Raw genomic sequence first — 17,865 nt, forward strand, 5'->3', positions numbered from 1 at the left:
GCCCCGCCCCCGTCCCCTGCGCCTCCGGGGCCACGAACAGCCCGCCGATCTCGGCGCCCAGCAAGCCCAGCAGCCCGACCACGGTGCCGTCCGGCGCCTCGGCCACCCAGTTGTCCGCCTTGACCAGGTACACCTCCCGCACAGCCCGCTCCCGCGCGCCGCCCCCTTCTCCCTCGACAAAGGGGTGCGCTTCCTTGGAGGCCCGCGCCCAGAGGTCGACCACGGCCTCCTCGTCGGCGGGGCGGTACGGGCGGACGACGGGGAAAGCACTCATGCGGCTGACGCTAAGCCCCAGGTGGGAGGGGAGGCAAAGGAGATTCGGGGGACGCCTCCCGGGGCCGGGGAGGCCAGGTCCGTCCGGCACCGGGCCGCGGGGAAGCGGCCCGCATCGGCGCCGCCGGGACCGCCCCGTATTGTTAGCTAAGCCTTAACTAACCTCAGGAAGAGATCGGATGTCAGGACTCGCGCGGCGCCGCGTCGGCTGGATGGCCGCGGGAGCGCTCCTCCTCCTACTGGCCGTGGTCCTCAGCCTCGCCCTGGGCAGCCGTCCGATCGCCCCGCGGGCGGTCCTCGACGCCCTGCTGCACGGCGGGACCAGCGACGACGCCCAGGTCATCCGGGCGCTTCGGGTGCCACGCACCATCGTCGGGGTGATGGTCGGCGTCGCTCTGGGCGTGGCCGGCACGGTCATGCAGGGCATCACCCGCAACCCCATCGCCGAGCCCGGCATCCTGGGCATCAGTCAGGGCGCCTCGGTGGGGGTGGTCTGCGGGATCGCCTTCTTCAGCGTGCACACGCTGAGCGGGTACGTCTGGTTCGCCTTCGCCGGCGCGGGGATCGCGGCGGCCTGCGTCTACGCCATCGCCAGTGGTGGGCGGGGCGGCGCGTCCCCGGTCAAACTCGCCCTGGCCGGCGCCGCGATGAACGCCTTCCTCGCCTCGGTCGTCACCGCCATCGTGACGACCGACGCCGAGACCCTCGACGAGTTCCGTTTCTGGCAGGTCGGTTCACTGGCCGGCCGGGGTTCCGACATCGTCGGGCAGGTCTGGCCGCTGCTGGCGGTCGGCCTGGTCATCGTGGCGGCCATGGCGCGCGGCCTGGACGCGCTCGCCCTCGGCGAGGACGTCGCCAAGGGGCTGGGCCGCAGCGTCCCGCTGCTGCGCGTCACCGGTTGGCTGGGCGCCACCGTCCTCACCGGGGTCGCCGTCGCGGCCGCCGGCCCGATCGCCTTCACCGGCCTGGCCGTCCCCCACATCGCACGGGCGCTGGTGGGCAACGACCACCGCTGGGTGCTGCCCATGGCGGCCCTGCTGGGGCCCGCGATGGTGCTGGGCGCGGATGTGCTCGGCCGCGTGGTCTTCGCTCCCTCGGAGGTGCCGGTGGCGGTGATGACGGCGCTGAGCGGCGTGCCGTTCCTGATCGCGCTGGTGCGCCGGAAGAAGGCGGTGACGGCATGAGCGCCGGACGTACCGTGCTCCCCGCCGGGTACAGCCGGCTGCGCGCGGGTGGCGGAACCTTCCTGCTGCACCGCAGGTCGATCTGCGTCGCCACCGCTCTCTCCGTCCTGCTGGCGGCGGCCGTCGTCGCGTACCTGTGCGTCGGCGAGTCCTTCGTGGCTCCCGCGGAGGTGGTCCGGGTGCTGCTGGGGCGGCCGAGCCCCGACGAGTTCGTGGTCGGCACCCTCCGGATGCCGCGGCTGGTCACCGGCCTGCTCGTCGGCGCCGCCTTCGGTGCGGCCGGCGCGCTCATCCAGACCATGGCCCGCAACCCGCTGGCCAGCCCGGACGTCATCGGTGTGTCGCACGGCGCCGGCGCGGCGACGGTCGCCGCGATGACCTTCGGCATCACCTCCTACACCGCCCTGCCGTACGTGTCCGTCGCCGGCGGCCTCGCCGCGGCCCTGCTCGTCTATGTCTTCGCCTGGCGCAAGGGCCTGGACGCCTCCCGCTTCGTCCTCATCGGCATCGGCATCTCGGTCGCCCTCGGCTCCCTCACCCAGCTGTTCCTCACCAAGGGCGACTACCTCGTCGCCCAGCAGGCCAAGGTCTGGCTCACCGGGACGCTCAACGGCCGCGGTTACGACCAGGCGGCACCGCTCGCCACGGCGCTCCTGCTGCTGACGCCCGCCCTGCTGTGGGCGGCCCGGGCCCAGCGCGGGATGTCCTTCGACGACGACACGGCGACCGCCCTCGGCATCCGCGTCGGCCGGATCCGGCTCGGGCTGGCCACCCTCGGCGTCGTGCTGGCGTCCGTGGCCACCGGCGCCGCCGGCCCGGTGGACTTCGTGGCGCTGCTCGCCCCGCAGATCGCCCGCCGGCTCACCCGCACCGCGCACACCCCGCTGCTGTGCTCGGCGCTGATGGGCGCGCTGATCGTGGTCGTCGCGGACCTGCTGGCCCGCAAGCTCCTCTCCCCGATCGAGCTGCCGGTCGGAGTGCTCACCGCCGCGGTGGGCGCCCCCTATCTGATGTGGCTGATCCGCACCCGTAGCCGTACCGGAGGTACCGCGTGACCGCCAACCGCCTTGCCGCCAAGGGGCTCACCCTGGCGTACGAGGACCGCACGGTCGTCGACGGCCTGGACCTGGAGATCCCGCACGGGAAGGTCACGGTCATCGTCGGCCCCAACGCCTGCGGGAAGTCCACCCTGCTGCGGGCGCTCGGCCGGCTGCTCAAGCCCCGGAGCGGCGCGGTCCTGCTGGACGGCACCGAGCTGTCGCGCATTCCCTCCAGGCAGATCGCCCGGGCCATCGGGCTGCTGCCGCAGACACCGGTGCCGCCGGAGGGGATCACCGTCGCGGACCTGGTCTCGCGCGGGCGGCAGCCGCACCAGAAGTGGTGGCAGCAGTGGTCGGACGCGGACGAGAAGGTCATCGTCGAGGCGATGGAGCGGACCGCGACCGCCGAACTCGCCGAGCGGCTGGTCGACGAGCTCTCCGGCGGCCAACGGCAGCGGGTGTGGATCGCGATGGCCCTCGCCCAGGAGACCGACGTGCTCCTGCTGGACGAGCCGACGACCTATCTGGACATCGCCCACCAGGTGGAGGTGCTGGACCTGGTCCGGCAGCTCAACCTGGAGCGCGGCCGGACGGTCGTCGCCGTGCTGCACGACCTCAACCAGGCGGCGCGCTACGCCGACCACCTCATCGCGATGAAGGCGGGCCGGATCGTGGCCCAGGGCGCGCCCGGTGACGTCGTCACAGCCGATCTGGTCCGGGAGGTCTTCGGGCTCGCGTCCGTCGTCGTACCGGACCCGGTGACCGGCGACCCGCTGGTCGTGCCGGGGGCGCCGTGGCAGCGGCCGGGGCAGCCGTCGGGGGACACCGCCGCCACCGGGGCCGTCGGGGAGACGGCCGACGCACCGACCGAGTAGGGCGCGGCGACGCGGTACCCGACGAGGGGAGCGGCGACGCGCGGCACCCGCCGAGGGGAGCGGCATCGCAGCCGCCAACCGGGCCTGATGCGACGGCACAACCAGAACCACCCACTCCGGGCGCACCGGCAAAACACAAGTAAAGTAAGGTAAGCCTGCCCTAAGCAAACATCAGGGATCACGTCACCGAAGGAGCCCTCGCATGTCGTTCCGGCGCCGCGGCACCGCAGCCGTCGCCCTCTCCCTCGCCGCCGCGCTCTCCCTCGCGGCGTGCGGCTCCTCCGGCAGCGGGTCGGAGGAGACCTCCAAGGCCGGCGGCAAGAAGGCCGTCTCCCAGGGGGGCGAGGACTTCTCCTCCGCGGCGCGGAAGACGGCCGCGATGGGCACCAAGGCCAAGCCTGGCGAGTGGCCGCGCACCATCGACCACGCCATGGGCAAGACCGAGATCAAGGCCCAGCCCAAGCGGGTGGTCGTCCTCGACGTCGGCGAACTCGACAACGTGGTCTCGCTCGGCATCAAGCCGGTCGGCCTGGCCCCCACCGAGGGCTCGCCGGAACTGCCGTCCTACCTCAAGAAGGACGCCGGGAACCCGAAGAACGTCGGCACCATCAACAACCTCAACCTCGAGGCGATCCACGCCCTCAAGCCCGACCTGATCCTCGGCAGCCAGCTGCGCGCCGCCGACAAGTACGACGAGCTGTCGCAGATCGCGCCGACCGTCTTCTCCATCCGCCCCGGCTTCACCTGGAAGGAGAACTACCTCCTCAACGCGGCCGCGCTGGACAAGACGGCGGAGGCGAAGGAGCAGCTCGCCGCGTACGACGAGAAGATCAAGGCGCTGAGCGAGAAGCTCGGCAAGGACAAGCCGACCGTCTCGATGGTCCGCTACCTCCCCGACGGCGTGATCCGCCTCTACGCCAACGCCTCGTTCATCGGCACCATCCTGAAGGACGCCGGGATACCGCGCCCGAAGAACCAGGACATCGACGACCTCGCCGCCGAGATCAGCGCCGAGAACATCGACAAGGCCGACGCGGACTTCATCTTCACCGGCGTCTACGGCAGCCCGAAGGCCACCGACCAGGCCACCGCGCAGGGCAACCCGCTGTGGAAGAACCTCAAGGCCGTCAAGTCCGGCCACGCCTATGACGTCCCGGACGAGACCTGGTACCTGGGCCTGGGCGTGACCGCGGCCAACGAGGTCATCGCCGACCTGGACAAGTACCTCACCACGTAACACCCAAGAGCTGGGCCGGTGCCGCCGCACCGGCCCAGCGGCGTTTCTGCTGCATGCCCCGGCTGCCGCGGGCCCTACCGGAGGGACGGTCGCGCGGAGGCGAGGAACCGCCATAGTCGCTCTATAGTGGGACCATGGCGACTACGACGATTCAGGTGCCCCGTGAAACCCGTGATCATCTGGCCGAGCTCGCCCGGGAGCGTGGCGTGAGCATTGGACAACTGGTCCAAGCGCTCGCCGCGGAACAGCCCACCGCCGCTCAACGAGCCGAGAGGCTCGCGGCCGACCGGGAGGTCGCACGCCGACTGATCGGAGTCGACATCAGTGATGAGGAGTTCGACCAGGCCCCCGATGTGCTGAGCAACATCTACAAGATCGCCGCGGCAAAGGCCCGAGCGGCTCGGGACGCCGCCGCGTGATCATCCTCGACACCAGCGCGGTCAAAGCTCTCGCTGATGGACACAGGGCGCTGAATCTGCTCGCCGGCAACATGGCCAACACCCCTGGCGACCGCCTCAGCATCCCCGCCCTGTGCCTCATGCAAGCAGCCAGCGACGACGAAGACCTGTCGCGCCGCGTTCTGGCCTATTCCGCTGTGACCATCGACGTACTGGACACCATCGCCTCCGTCAGCGTCGGCACCATGATCCGCGACGGCTATGGCGGCCCGGACAACTGCCACGCCTTGTACTGCGCGCTGCCCCGGCCTGAGGCCACGGGCATGTCGATCCTGCTGACCTCCAACGAGGCCGCCTACCCACCCGGTGTGGTCACCGTCGACATCGACACTCCGGGCATGCTCGGCTTTCACTGACGCCGCGTGTCTGCCCACCGATCACCGCGGCAGCCCCGCCTCACCAGTTCCACTGGCTCTGTCCGACGTCGCCTTCGAAGTCGGCCCGGCAGTTCGAGCCGAGTCATTGCGGCCTGCCCGCCGGGCACCCATGCGCGGCGCAGGTGGGCCCATGAGAAGCCGGTGCTCCTCCCGCGTGTATGGCCCGGCAGAACACGCGTCCGACTATGCTGGGTAACGAGACGTGTACGCGCAATGACCACGAGGGGTGGGCAGGTCGGCGGCGCGCCATGCACCATTGTGCGCCAAGGACGCACTGAAGTGAGCAATGAAGCACAGACTGCGCAGCCACATAAGCGAAAGCGTGGCATCCGGGCACGTGTCGTCGCTCTTGTATGTTCTGCCGTACTGATCCTCTGCCACTGGGCGACAATCTTCTTTATCCGCGACGCTTTGGCAGTCAACTCTGACGGGACCCTGAAACCCGGGGAGGCAAGAAGGTTCTCGGCCTTCAGCTCGGCTACGGCCCTGGTGATCTGTGCTGTGTCGTCGGTCCTGACCTTGTGCTTCGTAAAGGACCGTTTTCTGCGCGCTTGGTGGTTTGCGTTCCCGGTGATTTTCATCGTGGCCGCCGTGCTACGGCTGACGGTGTTCCGGCCGGCGTCTTACTGATCGCCGCGCCATGTCGGCGGTCAGAGCGGGTCGAACTCGCCCCGCCGCGCGCTAACGTGGAAGTCGGCCCAGGCCTCCGGCGCGAAGCGGAGTATCGGACCCGCCGGGTCCTTGGAATCCCGTCTCGCCACGACTCCGGGCACGTTGGTGGCGACCTCCACGCACTTCTGACCATTGTTTCCCCCTTCGTCAGCCACGACCTGGTAGCGCTCCACAAGCACCGGGACGCGATCAACGACGAGCCGGTCTTGCTGGTGACGGTCTCCCGAAACGGTGTCCGCTGCCCCGGGCTACCGGTGGCATACGGACCGGGAGACCTGCTCACGGCGTGACACAAAGGCTGAGGATGACTGCTTCCTCGGGAGCCGGCCTGTCCACGGAGTCCCGGCCGGGTCGGCACGGGCTCGGACTCGTCCGGCGTGTCCATGTCCGCCGACACGCTCTTCTGACTATCCTCAGTAACCTGTCGTGTACGCACAGGTGACTACGGGGGTGCGGTAGCCAAGGGCCAGGCAGACGTGGCACGACACCCGTTGCGCAGGCGGGATGTCGCGCGTCGATGCGGCTGGGGAGGTCGCGTCGCCCACGTTCCGTGTGACAGGGCCAATGCGCGGTCCTCCGCCCGCATCGCCAAAGGAGGGGGGAAGGGTGTCCTTCAAGGATGAATGGGAGCAGCTGAAGTCAGAGGCGGGCAAGCGCCGGTCTCAGGAAACCAGGCTGGACCACGTCGACGACACCCCGGGGCACGGTGGCTCGGGAGACCTGGTGGTCCACCGGGACGATCTGGGGCGGGTCGGCCACGAAGCCTTTGTACTCCACGGCCGGCTCAAGAAGGCGGGCGACATCGCCCGTGGAGCCGACGAGGCCTCGACGCTGACGGCGGCGAGCACGCTGACCGCGAACGGCTTCGCGATGGGCGATGCGCTGACCACTACCGCCACGGTCTGGCAGACCCAGCTCGACACCCTGTTGCAGGCGTGCGCTCGCATCTCGAATCACCTGGACTACACGAAGAAGTCGCACGCACACCAGGACGCGAAGATCGCGGCTTCCATGTTCGAGTGGGATGGCAGCCCCTCATCGGCATCCGATATCGGCAAGTACTTCAAGTAGGGACCCATACTTCACGTTGGGGGGGTATGTCATGTCCGGACTGACCTTCGATGACATCTACCACGTCTCCTTCACCAGCCTCGGGAATGCCGCCGACGACTGGAAGGAGATGGTGACGCAGCTCAAGTCCCTGGCAGCGGACGCCACTGGCGGACTGGTGAAGCAGTCAGACGCGGCCCGCTGGGCGGGTGTGAATTCCGACGTCACCAAGCCCTTTGTGCGCAAGACTGCCAAGGAGTTCCGCGACGCGCACACCGAGGCGAAGTCGATCTGGAGCGTCCTCCGGGATGCCCACAAGGACCTCGTGGCGATCCAGAAATCGCTCAAGGAAATCGTGGATGTGGAGGCCAAGGAACAGGGGCTACGCGTTACGGGCCGGGACGACGGCACGGTGGCGTGCGCCTACCTCGGTGGGCCTGGGCAGGAGGCCAACCGTACTCAGAAAGACCTTGACAAGGCACGGCGCTTCGAGGACCGCATCAACCGTCTCATCGCCCACGCCCAGGAGATCGACACCTCCGTGGTACGTGCTCTGACCAAGAGCTACGGTGACGACGACACCCACAACTTCGGTCACGCGAAGTACGAATCCCTCGACGACGCCCAGGCTGAGCAGGCACTCCAGCTCGCCAGAAAGAGCCTTGCGAAGTCCAAGAAGGGCGAGAGGCTCAGCACCAAGGAGCTCACGCAACTCCAGGAGTTGCTCGCGTACAACGCCAAGGACCCGGAATTCGCCACCGACTTCTACAAGGCTCTGGGCCCCAAGAACGCGCTGATCTTCGAGGCTCAGATCGTGAGCGGTGCGTCGGCTGGGGACGACAAGACCCGACTCCGGCTGGCTCACAGCATTCAGGACAGCATGGGTGTGGCGCTCGCGGCCGCAACTCAGCCGCACAAGGAGAACCCGAACACTCCCTTCCGCGAGAGCAAGGACCATCTCGGAGAGGCATGGCTGTCGCAACTCAAACGGGTCGGCCGCGAACGGCTCGACCTGGGCTTAAAGGACAACCAGTTCAAGCCTACGGGTTATCAGGTTCTCGGGACGTTGCTGCGTCATGGTGAGTACGACAAGAGGTTCCTCGTTCCGCTCGGCCAGGACATGGTCACGCTCGATCGCGAAAGCAACGGGTGGTGGCCCGTACCGAACAGCACCGCCAACGGTGATTACCGCCTCAATCTGGACAAGGGGGAGGGAGACGGCTGGGACCCGATGAACGGGCTCATGGAGGCCTTCGGTCACAGCCCGGAAGCATCGACCGCGTTCTTCCGCCGCTCCACCGGCGGGGGTGACAGCGACCTCGACAAGCTCAGCAATTTCGATTACTTCCTGGGCGACAAGGACGGTGACGACCGCCGCATCTGGTTCGCGGACAAGGCTGATGGCCACCAGGCGCCGGACGATGAGAGCACGACACCCGGCAAGGACGCACTCGGGCATGCGCTGGAAGCTGCCGTTTCCGGCCGCGCGTATGACGCCGGTGGTCCGGCAGTGGAGCATACGGATGAGCAGGCGGAGCTCTTCCGCTCAGTGGTGAAGAGACTCGGAACCAACGCCGACCTCATCAAGCCGGACGGTGATCTGGCACCGATCGCCGACAGCCTGGGCAACATGTCGGCGGAGTACATGCGCGACATCAACCGGGCGGTGTCCGGTGGCGATGACAGCCGTTACTTCTGGCATGACGGGGCAATCTCCGATCTGAGTGATCTCACCGGCGAAGGCAGCGAGTTGCATGAGTTCCTGTACGCGACAGCGCAAGATCCCGATGCGTACTCGTCCATCACTCATGCCCAGCAGGCCGTGACCACCGAGGCCATGCAGAAAGCGATACACACCCGCGAGGATCTGGATCTCGACCGTGTTGCCCTGGTGGCCGCCGCCCCGGGATCAGAGGTCTATGGCATCACCACCGAAGCCAGGGCCGACGCCATCGCGGCAGCCGATGACAGTGTAGAGAAGGCCAAGGAATTCAACGAGAGGCTGGATACTGGCGTCGAATGGGCGGGGCTCATCCTAGAGAAAGTCGTGGAGCCGATCGGGAATCGAAACCCGATAGCTGGTGAGGTAATCGGCTGGGCGATTGGGGAGGTTCAGGACGCAGTTCTTGACCATTATCAAGTGGACGAAGAAGAAGCGGCTGAGCAAATCGCAAAAGAACGGACAAAGTACATGGCCGGTCGGCGCGAAGATCTCGCTGATGCCACGAAGGAGGCATTCTACGAGGCCGCCAGAAAAGAGGGCCTTGACATCAACAGCCAAGACGTCAGCACCGCGGCCGACGATATACATAGGGAAGTGCGCCGGGGCTACGATCACGGGAGGAACCAGAAATGACGCCCTCATGGAAGCGTGGCAGGGTATGGGGCGCCGGCCTCGCTCTGCTCCTTGTCGGCGCCGGGGCATGGTGGGTGGTCGACGAGCAGGAGTCGGGCGATGAAGCCATCGAGATCCCCGCGCGGGTTTGCCACGGCCGTATTTCAGCGGAGAGCGTGCCATCCTTGTTCCCCGCGAGCGGCGAGAAGTTCCGGGAATATTTGAAGAATTTTGACGAGGCGAAAGAGAGCGGGTCCTGCCATCTCTGGGCCGGCAAAGAAGTGATATTTGTCGAATACCGAGAGGCACCGTTCAGCGAGTCTCATCGCAAGAAGGTGCAGAGGTTTGACACTCCAGTAACCTTGGGCGACGCATGGGGCTATATGACGGAATCCGGATGGATCGATCTGTATTTGCCATGCACCACCAAATCTGGGGCAGTGGAAAGCAGACTGAAGGTGGGAGCAGTCGCCGTAACTGTGCATGCGTCAGTGGTAGTTGACACAGAACTGAATGAAGCCAACAAGAAACTTCAGGCTCTCGCCGAGTTCGCTGCAGAGGCCGGTCGCGACCTCCACGGCTGGTATGGATGCGAGGGCCCCAAGCTCGCTGACGGACCTGTATCCATCGACTGGTCCAAGCGGCCGTAACTCAGGCCGTATACCGAACGCTACCGGGATCAGTGGAAGCACGGTGTCCGAGTGCGAATCAGAATCCACGTTGTGGCTGCCGTACCGCGGCTGGCGGTTCTCCGGCCGGCGCCCTACTGATCATCGTGCCACACCGGTGGGGTAGCCGCGCCGACGCGGCTTCGGGATGCCGGCGGTCAGCGCGGGTCAAGCAGAAGTACACGACGCGTGCCGGTGTCGACGCCGAGCCTTCGACCCGTGCCGGGCTCACCGCCCGGCACGGGTCGTAGCGCACCCCACGGCACCAGGTCGCCGGGCAGGGGCGGTTCAGCGCTTCTGTGCGGTCACCACCTGCTGGTGAGGACCGCAGGCGCCGGCAGATCGGCCCCGGCGGGAGCGACACTCCCGACCACGGTCAACCTGTCTCCGACCGCATCGACGTAGGCGGGCTGGACCGGGGCGCCGGACACCTGCGGCAGGGTCTGCATCTGCATGTTCCCTGCCGTCGAGTACAGCGCGATCCCCTTCGCCTGGTCATGGTCCAGGCCCACGGCGAGCATGCCGTTCGGCGTCTCCGCGACCGAGGAGAGCGGACCGGCTTCGGCCGGGGTCTTCACCCGCGACCAGGAACTGCCGTTCCAGTGCATCGCCAGCGCGTGACCACTGTCGGTCTCGCTGGTCAGCACCCGGCCCACGGCCCACACGTCGTTGGGACCGGAGACGGTGATGCCGCGGATTTCCCCGTACAGTCCGGCCTTCGGAAGAGTCATCTGCTTCCAGGAACTGCCGTCGTAGTGCAGCACCGTCGGCTGGTCCGCGGAGGAGTGTCCCACGGCCCACACGTCGTTGGCGGACGTGGCGGTCACCGCCGTGAAGTTTGCGACGTCGGCCCCGGCCGGCAGCGCCACGGACGTCCAGGCGGAGCCGTCCCAGTGATCCAGCATCCCGCGCAGTGTTTGGTTTCCAGCCCCATCATCGCTCCAGTACCAGCCCGCGCCCCAGACGTCGGTCGCGGAGACGGCGGCGAGGTGGAGTGTCGCGTTGCCGACGTGCTTCGGGACCGGCGCCTGCGTGGTCTGCCATGTGCTGCCGTCCCAGTGGTGGACGGGCACGTTCCCGCTGTCGGTGCTGCCCTCGGCCACCCAGGCATCCTGGGCGGAGGAGGCCGAGACGGAGCTGTACCAGGAGTTGGTCGAGGTGCCCCCCGGGTGGGGGACCTCCTGCCAGCCCTGGCCGTTGGTGTCGTCGCGGCTCAGCAGCAGTGGCGCGTTGGTGGTGAAACTGGTGCCGACGGCCCAGGTGGTGTGGTCGTCCAGGCGCGCCTCACTGTAGAGGTTGCCCGCGTCCACCGGTGCCGTCTCGGCCGTCCAGGCCGGGCCCGCAGGGGCCGGGGTGGAGGCTTGCGCGGACGCTGTCATCCCCATGCACGCTGCCAGGGCGAGTACCGCGGTGACGGCCACCGTGAGGTGCCGCCCGCGTCCCGCAATCCTGCTCATCATCAGTCTCCGTTCGCCGGCGCGGGGAGCCGGATGCTCCCCGGCGGTCTCACCCCGTACTTGTCGTACGCGCCGGGGGCGTTCGCGCTGCTCCGCGGGCAACGGTGGCGGTGCGGGCGGTCCATGACGGGGTCGGCAGCGCAGGCGTAAGGAACAGCCGGGCGCTCCGTCGTCGTCCGACGGAGCGCCCGGCTGTGTCCGCTGTCTTCTGCTTTCTGAGCCGTGTCCTGGTCCGTGTCCTGGTCCGTTTTCTCATGCGTGTCCTGACGCGTCAGCCGATCTTCGTGGCCGGCCCCACGGACAGGTAGGTCAGACGGTTGACCGGATGGAGCGATTCCTTGGTCTGCACGCTCACGGTCTCCAGGAGCACGCCGGTCCTGGGGTCGACAATCATGCGGTCCTGGCTCGCGACCCCGTTGAACACCAGCTCCGTACCGCTGCGCCCGGTACCGTCCTTGACGGTGCCGACGAGCTTGACGCCCTGCATGCGGGCCAGCGCCTTGTAGAGGGCCGCCCGCAGAGGCGGGCTCGCGGGGGAGGACCCGAGGATGGAGCCCGCCTGGACGAAGGCGCTCTGGCCTGCGTACTCCTTCGAACTGTTCATGAGCGAGAGAAGCGCCACCGGGTCCGTGGGCAGCCGGTCCAGATCGTTCCAGCCCAACTGCTTGGGCCCCAGCCGCCAGGTTCCCGCAAGGGGCTTGTGGTGGGTCCGGCCGTTGGCCACGACGGAGTGGTGACCGGACCGTGAGATGTACTCGGTGAACGTACGGGACGTGCCCTTCGAGTCCGACGCCTTCAGCCGCATCTTCCAGTAGGGCCCGTACGAGATCGGCGTGGTGGCGGCGACTTCGGCGGTGTCGTTGAGGAATGTCGCGGCGGTGACGCCCGTCGTCGTCCGGTGCGGCGCGCTTGTCGCTCCCGCGCCCGTCGATCCCGCCCCCGTACCCGTGTACACCGCGACACCCGCCGCAACCGCGGCTGCCGACAGTAGGGTCGCCGTGATCCGTCGGCCGGACAGGACGCGGATGCGGCGGCGCCGGAACGGGGTCACCGCGGCGCTGCCGGCCTCGTCCTGGGCGGCCGCGCGGACCGCCGCCATCGCCCGGGCGAGGGCCTGTGCGGACGGGGGCTCCACGTGGCCTGCGGCCTGGAGCGCCTCCGCGCCGGGGAAGTCGAGAAGCTCCTGTCGCTCCGTCATGCCCGTTCCTTCTGATTCGTGTGCGGGGGGATGTTCTCGTTCATGCCAGGTCTCCGGTGACCGTCATATGGCGCGGTGCCGGGCGGGGCTGTGCGAGCCGTTCACGCAACCGGCCCCGTGCGCGGTGCAGGCGGGAGCGGGCTGTACCGGCCGGGATGCCGACGACCGCAGCGGCCTCAGTCGGCGTCAGATGCTCCCAGGTGACGAGCAGCAGCAACTCTCGCTCGCCGATCGGCAGATCGGCCAGTGCCCGGCGCAGCGCGGGAGCCAGCGCGGCCGCGTCCAGCCGCTGGTCTACCGCTTGCCACGGGTCGCTGGCCGCGGGCGCCGGCGAGGTCACTTCCCGTCCGGCGCGTCGGAGATACCCGGCCAGCACGTTGCGGGCCACCCCGAAGAGCCAGGCCCGGGCGGAGCCGCGCGAAGTGTCGAAGGTGCGCCGTGTGGCGAACGCCTGCAGCCAGGTCTCGGCCAGCAGGTCGTCGGCTGAGGCGGGCACGCGCCGGGCGAAGTAGCCGTGCAGGGCGGACGAATGCCTCTCCACGAGTGGCGTGAACGCCGCTGCGTCGTCCACCGAACGGATCAGCTGAGCATCGCTGTCGCTGTCGTCGTGATCGGGTACCACGAAGTCTCCCTCTCCGGACCGCCCGATGGCGGCCTCAACCCGTACTTGTCGCAAGCTCCGGCGGCGTTCGCACCATCCGTCCTCGGTCCAGCGGGAGAGCTGCCTGTACCGTGAGATCCGGATGATCTTGCGGGAGCGGGCTGCGGTCAGGTCGTGGGTCCGGCCCGGCAGAGCCGAGGGAGATCCACAGCGCCTGACCCGTGGGGTCGGTGACCACCTGCACGTTCACGCCGTGACGGCGGTGCTTGTGGGAGTAGTCGCCGCGGCTGTGGCCGACTCGTTCCGCATTCGGCGAGGGTGCCGTCCAGCAGGACGTATTCGGGGCCGTTCTCGCGCAGGGCCTTCAGCAGGCCCGGTGCCCGGTCGGCGAGCAGGGCGATGACGTTCGAGGTGCCAGGCGTGTTTGTGGGTAGCACCTCAAGAGGGACGCGCCAGGGGGCGAGCGCTCTACGCGGAGTGCCTCCACGCACGCGCTGCCGCGCGGCAGCGCGACTCCGGTACGTAGTCGCCTGGATGCGGATCACGACGAGTCGGCTTAGCGTGAGTCCCATGTCCGATGGCTTCATCCTCCCTCCCGGTGCGGGGCGGCATATCTCGACCGGTCCGCAGCATGTCACCTTCAAGGTCACCGGGGAGCACTCGCGCGCCGCGTCCAGTTTCGAGGTGCTGGTCCCGCCGGGGTTCGACGTCGGCGCGCACGTCCACGCGCACAGCGAGGAGCTGTTCTACGTCCTGGAGGGGGAAGTGGACGTGCTCGCCTTCGAGCCGCAGGCACGGTACGGGAACGACTGGGCAGAGTGGCAGGCCGCTGACGGGCAGCGGGTGCAGCGGGCCGGGCCCGGCAGTGTGATGTTCGTACCGCCGGGCTGTCCGCACGCCTTCGCCAACCACACGGACAGCCCCGCCCGGATGTTCTTCCAGTCCGCTCCGCCCTCCCGCCACGAGCGCTATTTCGAAGAGCTGTTGGAGATCCTCAACGCGCCCGGCGGCGTGGACAGCGGGGCCGTGGCGGAGCTGCGCCATCGCCATGACATCGAACAGTTGACCCCGCTGCGGTTCGGGCGCTGAGCACAGCCGAGAGACAGCTGCCGCCGGACGGCGGTTTCACCACCGCACCGGCAGCGTCTCCGGACCCCTGATCAGTACGTCCGTCTGCCACTTCACCTGCTCCGCCGGTACCGCCAGCTCCAGCTCCGGCAACCGAGTGACCACCGTGGACAGCAGCACCTCAGCCTCCATACGGGCCAGCAGCGGGCCGACGCAGACATGCGGGCCGAAACCGAAGGCGAGGTGAGGGGGCCCTTCGCGGTCCACGTCCACGCGGTCCGGGTCCGGGTAGACGCGCTCGTCCCAGTTGGCGGCCACGTAACTGTTGTAGACGCAGTCGCCCGCCCGGATCAGGACGCCGCCCACCTCGACGTCCTCGGTGGCGATACGGGGCTGGCCGAGGCCGTGCTTATGGGGGATGAAGCGCAGCAGCTCCTCCACGGCCCGGCCCACCACGTCGGGTTCGGCCCGGAGCCGGGCCGCCAGCTCCGGCCTGGTGAGCAGTACGTAGATCATGTTCGAGATGTTGTTGCGGACCGCGTGCCAGCCGTTGAACTGGATGAGGCTGGTGAGCGCGAGCGTCTCGGCCTCGTCCAGCCGGCCCTCCCCCTCGGCGGTCGCCATCACGCTCAGCAGATCCTCCCGCGGTTCGGCGCGGCGCCGCTCGATCTGTGCGCGGAAGTAGGCCGTGCTGGCCTCCTTGGTCTGCCTGACCCGCTCGGCGGCTGCCTCGTCGCGTACCCGCGTCAGCATCGTCTGCGCCCAGTCGCGCGCCCGAGCCCGGTCCTTCTCAGGTACGCCGAGCAACTCGCTGATCACCTCCAGCGGGAAGGGCGACGTGACGTATTGGATGAAGTCGGCCGGGGCGCCGTCCTCGGCCATGGCGTCCAGCAGCCGGTCCAGGATCTGCTGGGCGTGCGGGCGCAGGCGGTCGACGGCGCGCTGGGTGAACCACCCGGCGACCACCCCGCGCGCCCGGGCCTGCTCGGGCGGGTCCGCGAAGCTGATCGCCCGGTCCAGCGGGACGATGTGCCCGGTCATCTTCGGGATGGGACGGCCCACGATCCCGGCGCGGCTGAAACGGGGGTCGGACGTCACGAACCTGACGTCCTCGTAGCGGGTCACCAGCCACGCCTCGCCCTCGCCGTGCGGCATCCTGATCCGGGCTACGCGCTCCCCCCGCAGCAGTTCGCCGAAGAACGGATCGAAGTCCAGGGCTGGGAGGTCGTCCGCGGCGTAGAAGCGGGTCGCGGGGCACTGGCCGGTCGCCGCACGGCTCTGGTCGTGGCCGGACATCAGTCCGCACCTCCCCCGCCGCTGCCCACGCCGCCGTTGGCCTGCCAGGTGCCGACCGTCATCTCTGCCGTGATCCCCGGGCCGAAGCCCGCGATCATGCCACGCGCGGAATCCGTCATCTCGCCGTGCTCGAAGAGCCGGTCCAGGGCGTCCAGCACCAGTGCGCTGGCGATGTTGCCGTATTCGGTCAGGGTGGACTTGCTGTACCGGAAGACCTCCGGCGGCACCTTCAGGTAGGTGACCAGGTCGTCCAGGAGCCGGGGCCCACCCGCGTGCACGATGTAGAAGTCCAGGGCGGAGGCATCCCAGCCGTGGCTTTCCGCCAGGTCGCTGAGTACCGGGGCGAGTTGCTCCATGGTGCCCGGTACCCGTTTGTCCAGCTGGAAGTGGAAGCCGGTGGCCTTGACCGCGTAACTGATCCAGTCCTCCGTGCCCGGCACCAGATGCGATCCGTTGCGCTCCAGCCTGATCCCGCTGCCACCGTCCCCCCGTACGACCGCGGCCGCGATCCCATCCCCGAACAGCCCGTCCGACAGCAGCTGTCCGACGTCCAGGTCCGTCGGCTGGTAGCACAGGGAACAGAACTCGCAGGCCACGATGAGCGCGTTCTTGTCAGGGTGCGCCGTACAGAAGTCATGGGAGCGGTTGATCGCCGCCCCACCGGCCGCACAACCCAACTGCGCGATGGGCAACTGCCGGGTTTCCGGGTCGAAGTCCATGGTGTTGATCAGCCATGCCGTCATGGACGGCATCATGAATCCGGTGCAGGAGACGTAGACGATGAGGTCGATGTCCTCCGTCCTGAGCCGCGCGTTCGCCAGCGCCTGGCGGACCACCTCCGGTACACGCTGCTTCGCGTGCTCCTCGTACACACGGTTCCTGATTTCAAAACCGTCGTGCTCCAGGGTCTCCGCCATGGGCCGGATGATGTGGCGCTTGCCCACGCCCGTGTGCCTGATGAGCCGCAGCACGAGGGGGAGATGGGGGTGATCGGCGTGAATCCGCCTCGCCAGATCGAGAGTTTCCTCCAGCGTGACCACGTGTTCCGGTACCGCGACTGCCGGTCTGCACAAGATGGCCATCGGAACGCCTTTCAGGTACTGACCAGGGGTCGGTCCTCTGGGCCTACCTTCCGATGGCATCACGGAGCGCAACACCCCGCCCCTGAGATTGCTCCGATCGGGTGAACCGGGGATGGGTCCGGACGCGCCGCGGTCCGCCTGCACGGGCGGCAGGCGGACCGCGGTCCTGAGTGATCGGGCGATCAGCCCCAGGTGATGAGCTTCTTCGGGTTCTCCAGGACGGCCGCGATGTCGGCCAGCACCTTGGAGCCCAACTCGCCGTCGACCAGGCGGTGGTCGAAGGAGAGGGCCAGGGTGGTGACGTGGCGCGGCTTGACCTTGCCCTTGTGGACCCACGGCTGGAGCTTGATCGCGCCGAAGGCGAGGATCGCGGACTCGCCGGGGTTCAGGATGGGCGTGCCGGTGTCGACGCCGAAGACGCCGACGTTGGTGATGGTGACCGTGCCGCCGGACATGTCCGCCGGGCTGGTCTTGCCCTCGCGGGCGGTGGCGACCAGGTCGGAGAGCGCCTGGGAGAGCTCCGGCAGGGTCTTGGCGCCCGCGTCCTTGATGTTCGGGACGATCAGGCCGCGCGGGGTGGCCGCGGCGATGCCCAGGTTGATGTAGTCCTTGTGGACGATCTCCTGGTTGGCCTCGTCCCAGGACGCGTTGACCTCCGGGTTGCGCCGGATGGCCAGCAGCAGGGCCTTGGCGACCAGCAGCAGCGGGTTGACCCGCAGCCCCGCCATGTCCGGGTCCTGCTTGAGGTCCTGGACCAGCTTCATCGTCCGGGTCACGTCCACGGTGACGAACTCCGTGACGTGCGGGGCGGTGAAGGCGCTGTTCACCATCGCCTGGGCGGTGGCCTTGCGGACGCCCTTGACGGGGACGCGGCGCTCGCGGTCGGCGCCGGGGCCGCGGCGGCGTGGATGTCCTCGCGGGTGATGGTGCCGTCCGGGCCGGTCGGGGTGACCGTGGCCAGGTCGATGCCCAGGTCCTTGGCGAGCTTGCGGAC

Annotated in this window: 18 protein-coding genes and 2 pseudogenes; 11 read left to right on the forward strand and 9 right to left on the reverse strand. The window is 68.5% G+C overall.

What is annotated here, in order from left to right; genetic code table 11:
- Positions 1-274: GNAT family protein (locus E4099_RS14450; RefSeq protein ID WP_483414773.1), on the reverse strand; the 274-nt coding region annotated here is incomplete at its 3' end.
- A 178-nt stretch (positions 275-452) separates the two neighbouring features.
- Between E4099_RS14450 and E4099_RS14455 the strand changes: the two genes are divergently transcribed.
- The 7 genes from E4099_RS14455 (at position 453) to E4099_RS14485 (ending at position 6,074) form a co-directional block, all read left to right on the forward strand.
- Positions 453-1,457, forward strand: coding sequence for a FecCD family ABC transporter permease (locus E4099_RS14455; RefSeq protein WP_135339449.1), 1,005 nt, complete (start codon positions 453-455; stop codon positions 1,455-1,457).
- Positions 1,454-2,512 carry a FecCD family ABC transporter permease gene (locus tag E4099_RS14460; RefSeq protein WP_135339450.1) on the forward strand — a complete coding sequence of 353 codons (1,059 nt, stop codon included), beginning with the start codon at positions 1,454-1,456 and terminating at the stop codon, positions 2,510-2,512. The genes E4099_RS14455 and E4099_RS14460 overlap by 4 nt, the downstream gene beginning before the upstream one ends.
- Positions 2,509-3,372 carry an ABC transporter ATP-binding protein gene (locus E4099_RS14465; protein ID WP_135339451.1) on the forward strand — a complete coding sequence of 288 codons (864 nt, stop codon included), beginning with the start codon at positions 2,509-2,511 and terminating at the stop codon, positions 3,370-3,372. The genes E4099_RS14460 and E4099_RS14465 overlap by 4 nt, the downstream gene beginning before the upstream one ends.
- Before the next feature lie 202 nt (positions 3,373-3,574).
- Positions 3,575-4,609: an ABC transporter substrate-binding protein gene (locus E4099_RS14470; protein WP_135339452.1), complete on the forward strand. Its 1,035-nt coding sequence runs from the start codon at positions 3,575-3,577 to the stop codon at positions 4,607-4,609.
- Between the two features lie 206 nt (positions 4,610-4,815).
- Positions 4,816-5,028, forward strand: a complete 213-nt coding sequence (locus E4099_RS14475; RefSeq protein WP_245244838.1) for a hypothetical protein — start codon at positions 4,816-4,818, stop codon at positions 5,026-5,028.
- On the forward strand, positions 5,025-5,423 hold the full coding sequence (locus tag E4099_RS14480; protein WP_135339454.1) for a hypothetical protein: 399 nt from the start codon (positions 5,025-5,027) through the stop codon (positions 5,421-5,423). The genes E4099_RS14475 and E4099_RS14480 overlap by 4 nt, the downstream gene beginning before the upstream one ends.
- A 300-nt stretch (positions 5,424-5,723) precedes the next feature.
- Complete coding sequence (locus E4099_RS14485) at positions 5,724-6,074, forward strand: hypothetical protein (RefSeq protein WP_135339455.1); 351 nt, start codon at positions 5,724-5,726, stop codon at positions 6,072-6,074.
- Positions 6,075-6,094: 20 nt separating this feature from the next.
- On the opposite strand, the gene E4099_RS14490 is transcribed toward E4099_RS14485, so the two are convergent.
- Positions 6,095-6,295: a DUF397 domain-containing protein gene (locus E4099_RS14490; protein WP_135339456.1), complete on the reverse strand. Its 201-nt coding sequence runs from the start codon at positions 6,293-6,295 to the stop codon at positions 6,095-6,097.
- 427 nt (positions 6,296-6,722) lie between these two features.
- Between E4099_RS14490 and E4099_RS14495 the strand changes: the two genes are divergently transcribed.
- The 3 genes from E4099_RS14495 to E4099_RS14505 all read left to right on the forward strand — a co-directional run bounded on the left by E4099_RS14495 (position 6,723) and on the right by E4099_RS14505 (position 10,151).
- Positions 6,723-7,187: a hypothetical protein gene (locus E4099_RS14495; protein ID WP_135339457.1), complete on the forward strand. Its 465-nt coding sequence runs from the start codon at positions 6,723-6,725 to the stop codon at positions 7,185-7,187.
- A 31-nt stretch (positions 7,188-7,218) separates the two neighbouring features.
- Positions 7,219-9,522, forward strand: coding sequence for a DUF6571 family protein (locus tag E4099_RS14500; RefSeq protein WP_135339458.1), 2,304 nt, complete (start codon positions 7,219-7,221; stop codon positions 9,520-9,522).
- A 74-nt stretch (positions 9,523-9,596) separates the two neighbouring features.
- Positions 9,597-10,151, forward strand: a complete 555-nt coding sequence (locus tag E4099_RS14505) for a hypothetical protein (RefSeq protein WP_167828380.1) — start codon at positions 9,597-9,599, stop codon at positions 10,149-10,151.
- Between the two features lie 323 nt (positions 10,152-10,474).
- On the opposite strand, the gene E4099_RS14510 is transcribed toward E4099_RS14505, so the two are convergent.
- The 4 genes and pseudogenes from E4099_RS14510 to E4099_RS14525 all read right to left on the reverse strand — a co-directional run.
- Positions 10,475-11,626, reverse strand: coding sequence for a hypothetical protein (locus tag E4099_RS14510; RefSeq protein ID WP_135339460.1), 1,152 nt, complete (start codon positions 11,624-11,626; stop codon positions 10,475-10,477).
- Between the two features lie 271 nt (positions 11,627-11,897).
- On the reverse strand, positions 11,898-12,824 hold the full coding sequence (locus tag E4099_RS14515) for a CU044_5270 family protein (RefSeq protein ID WP_135339461.1): 927 nt from the start codon (positions 12,822-12,824) through the stop codon (positions 11,898-11,900).
- Between the two features lie 40 nt (positions 12,825-12,864).
- Positions 12,865-13,446 carry an RNA polymerase sigma factor gene (locus E4099_RS14520; RefSeq protein ID WP_245244842.1) on the reverse strand — a complete coding sequence of 194 codons (582 nt, stop codon included), beginning with the start codon at positions 13,444-13,446 and terminating at the stop codon, positions 12,865-12,867.
- 114 nt (positions 13,447-13,560) lie between these two features.
- Positions 13,561-13,829: pseudogene (locus E4099_RS14525) on the reverse strand (transposase family protein); the annotation flags it as partial.
- Positions 13,830-13,995: 166 nt separating this feature from the next.
- Between E4099_RS14525 and E4099_RS14530 the strand changes: the two are divergent.
- Positions 13,996-14,514, forward strand: a complete 519-nt coding sequence (locus tag E4099_RS14530) for a cupin domain-containing protein (protein ID WP_245244840.1) — start codon at positions 13,996-13,998, stop codon at positions 14,512-14,514.
- A gap of 36 nt (positions 14,515-14,550) precedes the next feature.
- Here E4099_RS14530 and E4099_RS14535 read toward each other — a convergent pair whose 3' ends face one another.
- The 3 genes and pseudogenes from E4099_RS14535 to E4099_RS14545 all read right to left on the reverse strand — a co-directional run.
- On the reverse strand, positions 14,551-15,789 hold the full coding sequence (locus E4099_RS14535) for a cytochrome P450 (RefSeq protein ID WP_135339463.1): 1,239 nt from the start codon (positions 15,787-15,789) through the stop codon (positions 14,551-14,553).
- Complete coding sequence (locus E4099_RS14540; protein ID WP_135339464.1) at positions 15,789-16,871, reverse strand: type III polyketide synthase; 1,083 nt, start codon at positions 16,869-16,871, stop codon at positions 15,789-15,791. The genes E4099_RS14535 and E4099_RS14540 overlap by 1 nt, the downstream gene beginning before the upstream one ends.
- A gap of 182 nt (positions 16,872-17,053) precedes the next feature.
- Positions 17,054-17,865, reverse strand: a pseudogene (locus E4099_RS14545) (dihydrolipoamide acetyltransferase family protein); the annotation flags it as partial.

This window comes from Streptomyces palmae, assembly GCF_004684805.1.
In the GTDB taxonomy this organism is placed as follows: domain Bacteria; phylum Actinomycetota; class Actinomycetes; order Streptomycetales; family Streptomycetaceae; genus Streptomyces; species Streptomyces palmae.

Bases quoted from the DNA above. Each gene is read 5' to 3' on its own strand.
- E4099_RS14455 (WP_135339449.1), top strand. From the start codon at position 453: ATGTCAGGACTCGCGCGGCGCCGCGTCGGCTGGATGGCCGCGGGAGCG.
- E4099_RS14460 (WP_135339450.1), top strand. From the start codon at position 1,454: ATGAGCGCCGGACGTACCGTGCTCCCCGCCGGGTACAGCCGGCTGCGC.
- E4099_RS14470 (WP_135339452.1), top strand. From the start codon at position 3,575: ATGTCGTTCCGGCGCCGCGGCACCGCAGCCGTCGCCCTCTCCCTCGCC.
- E4099_RS14500 (WP_135339458.1), top strand. From the start codon at position 7,219: ATGTCCGGACTGACCTTCGATGACATCTACCACGTCTCCTTCACCAGC.
- E4099_RS14510 (WP_135339460.1), bottom strand. From the start codon at position 11,626: ATGAGCAGGATTGCGGGACGCGGGCGGCACCTCACGGTGGCCGTCACC.
- E4099_RS14515 (WP_135339461.1), bottom strand. From the start codon at position 12,824: ATGACGGAGCGACAGGAGCTTCTCGACTTCCCCGGCGCGGAGGCGCTC.
- E4099_RS14530 (WP_245244840.1), top strand. From the start codon at position 13,996: ATGTCCGATGGCTTCATCCTCCCTCCCGGTGCGGGGCGGCATATCTCG.
- E4099_RS14535 (WP_135339463.1), bottom strand. From the start codon at position 15,789: ATGTCCGGCCACGACCAGAGCCGTGCGGCGACCGGCCAGTGCCCCGCG.
- E4099_RS14540 (WP_135339464.1), bottom strand. From the start codon at position 16,871: ATGGCCATCTTGTGCAGACCGGCAGTCGCGGTACCGGAACACGTGGTC.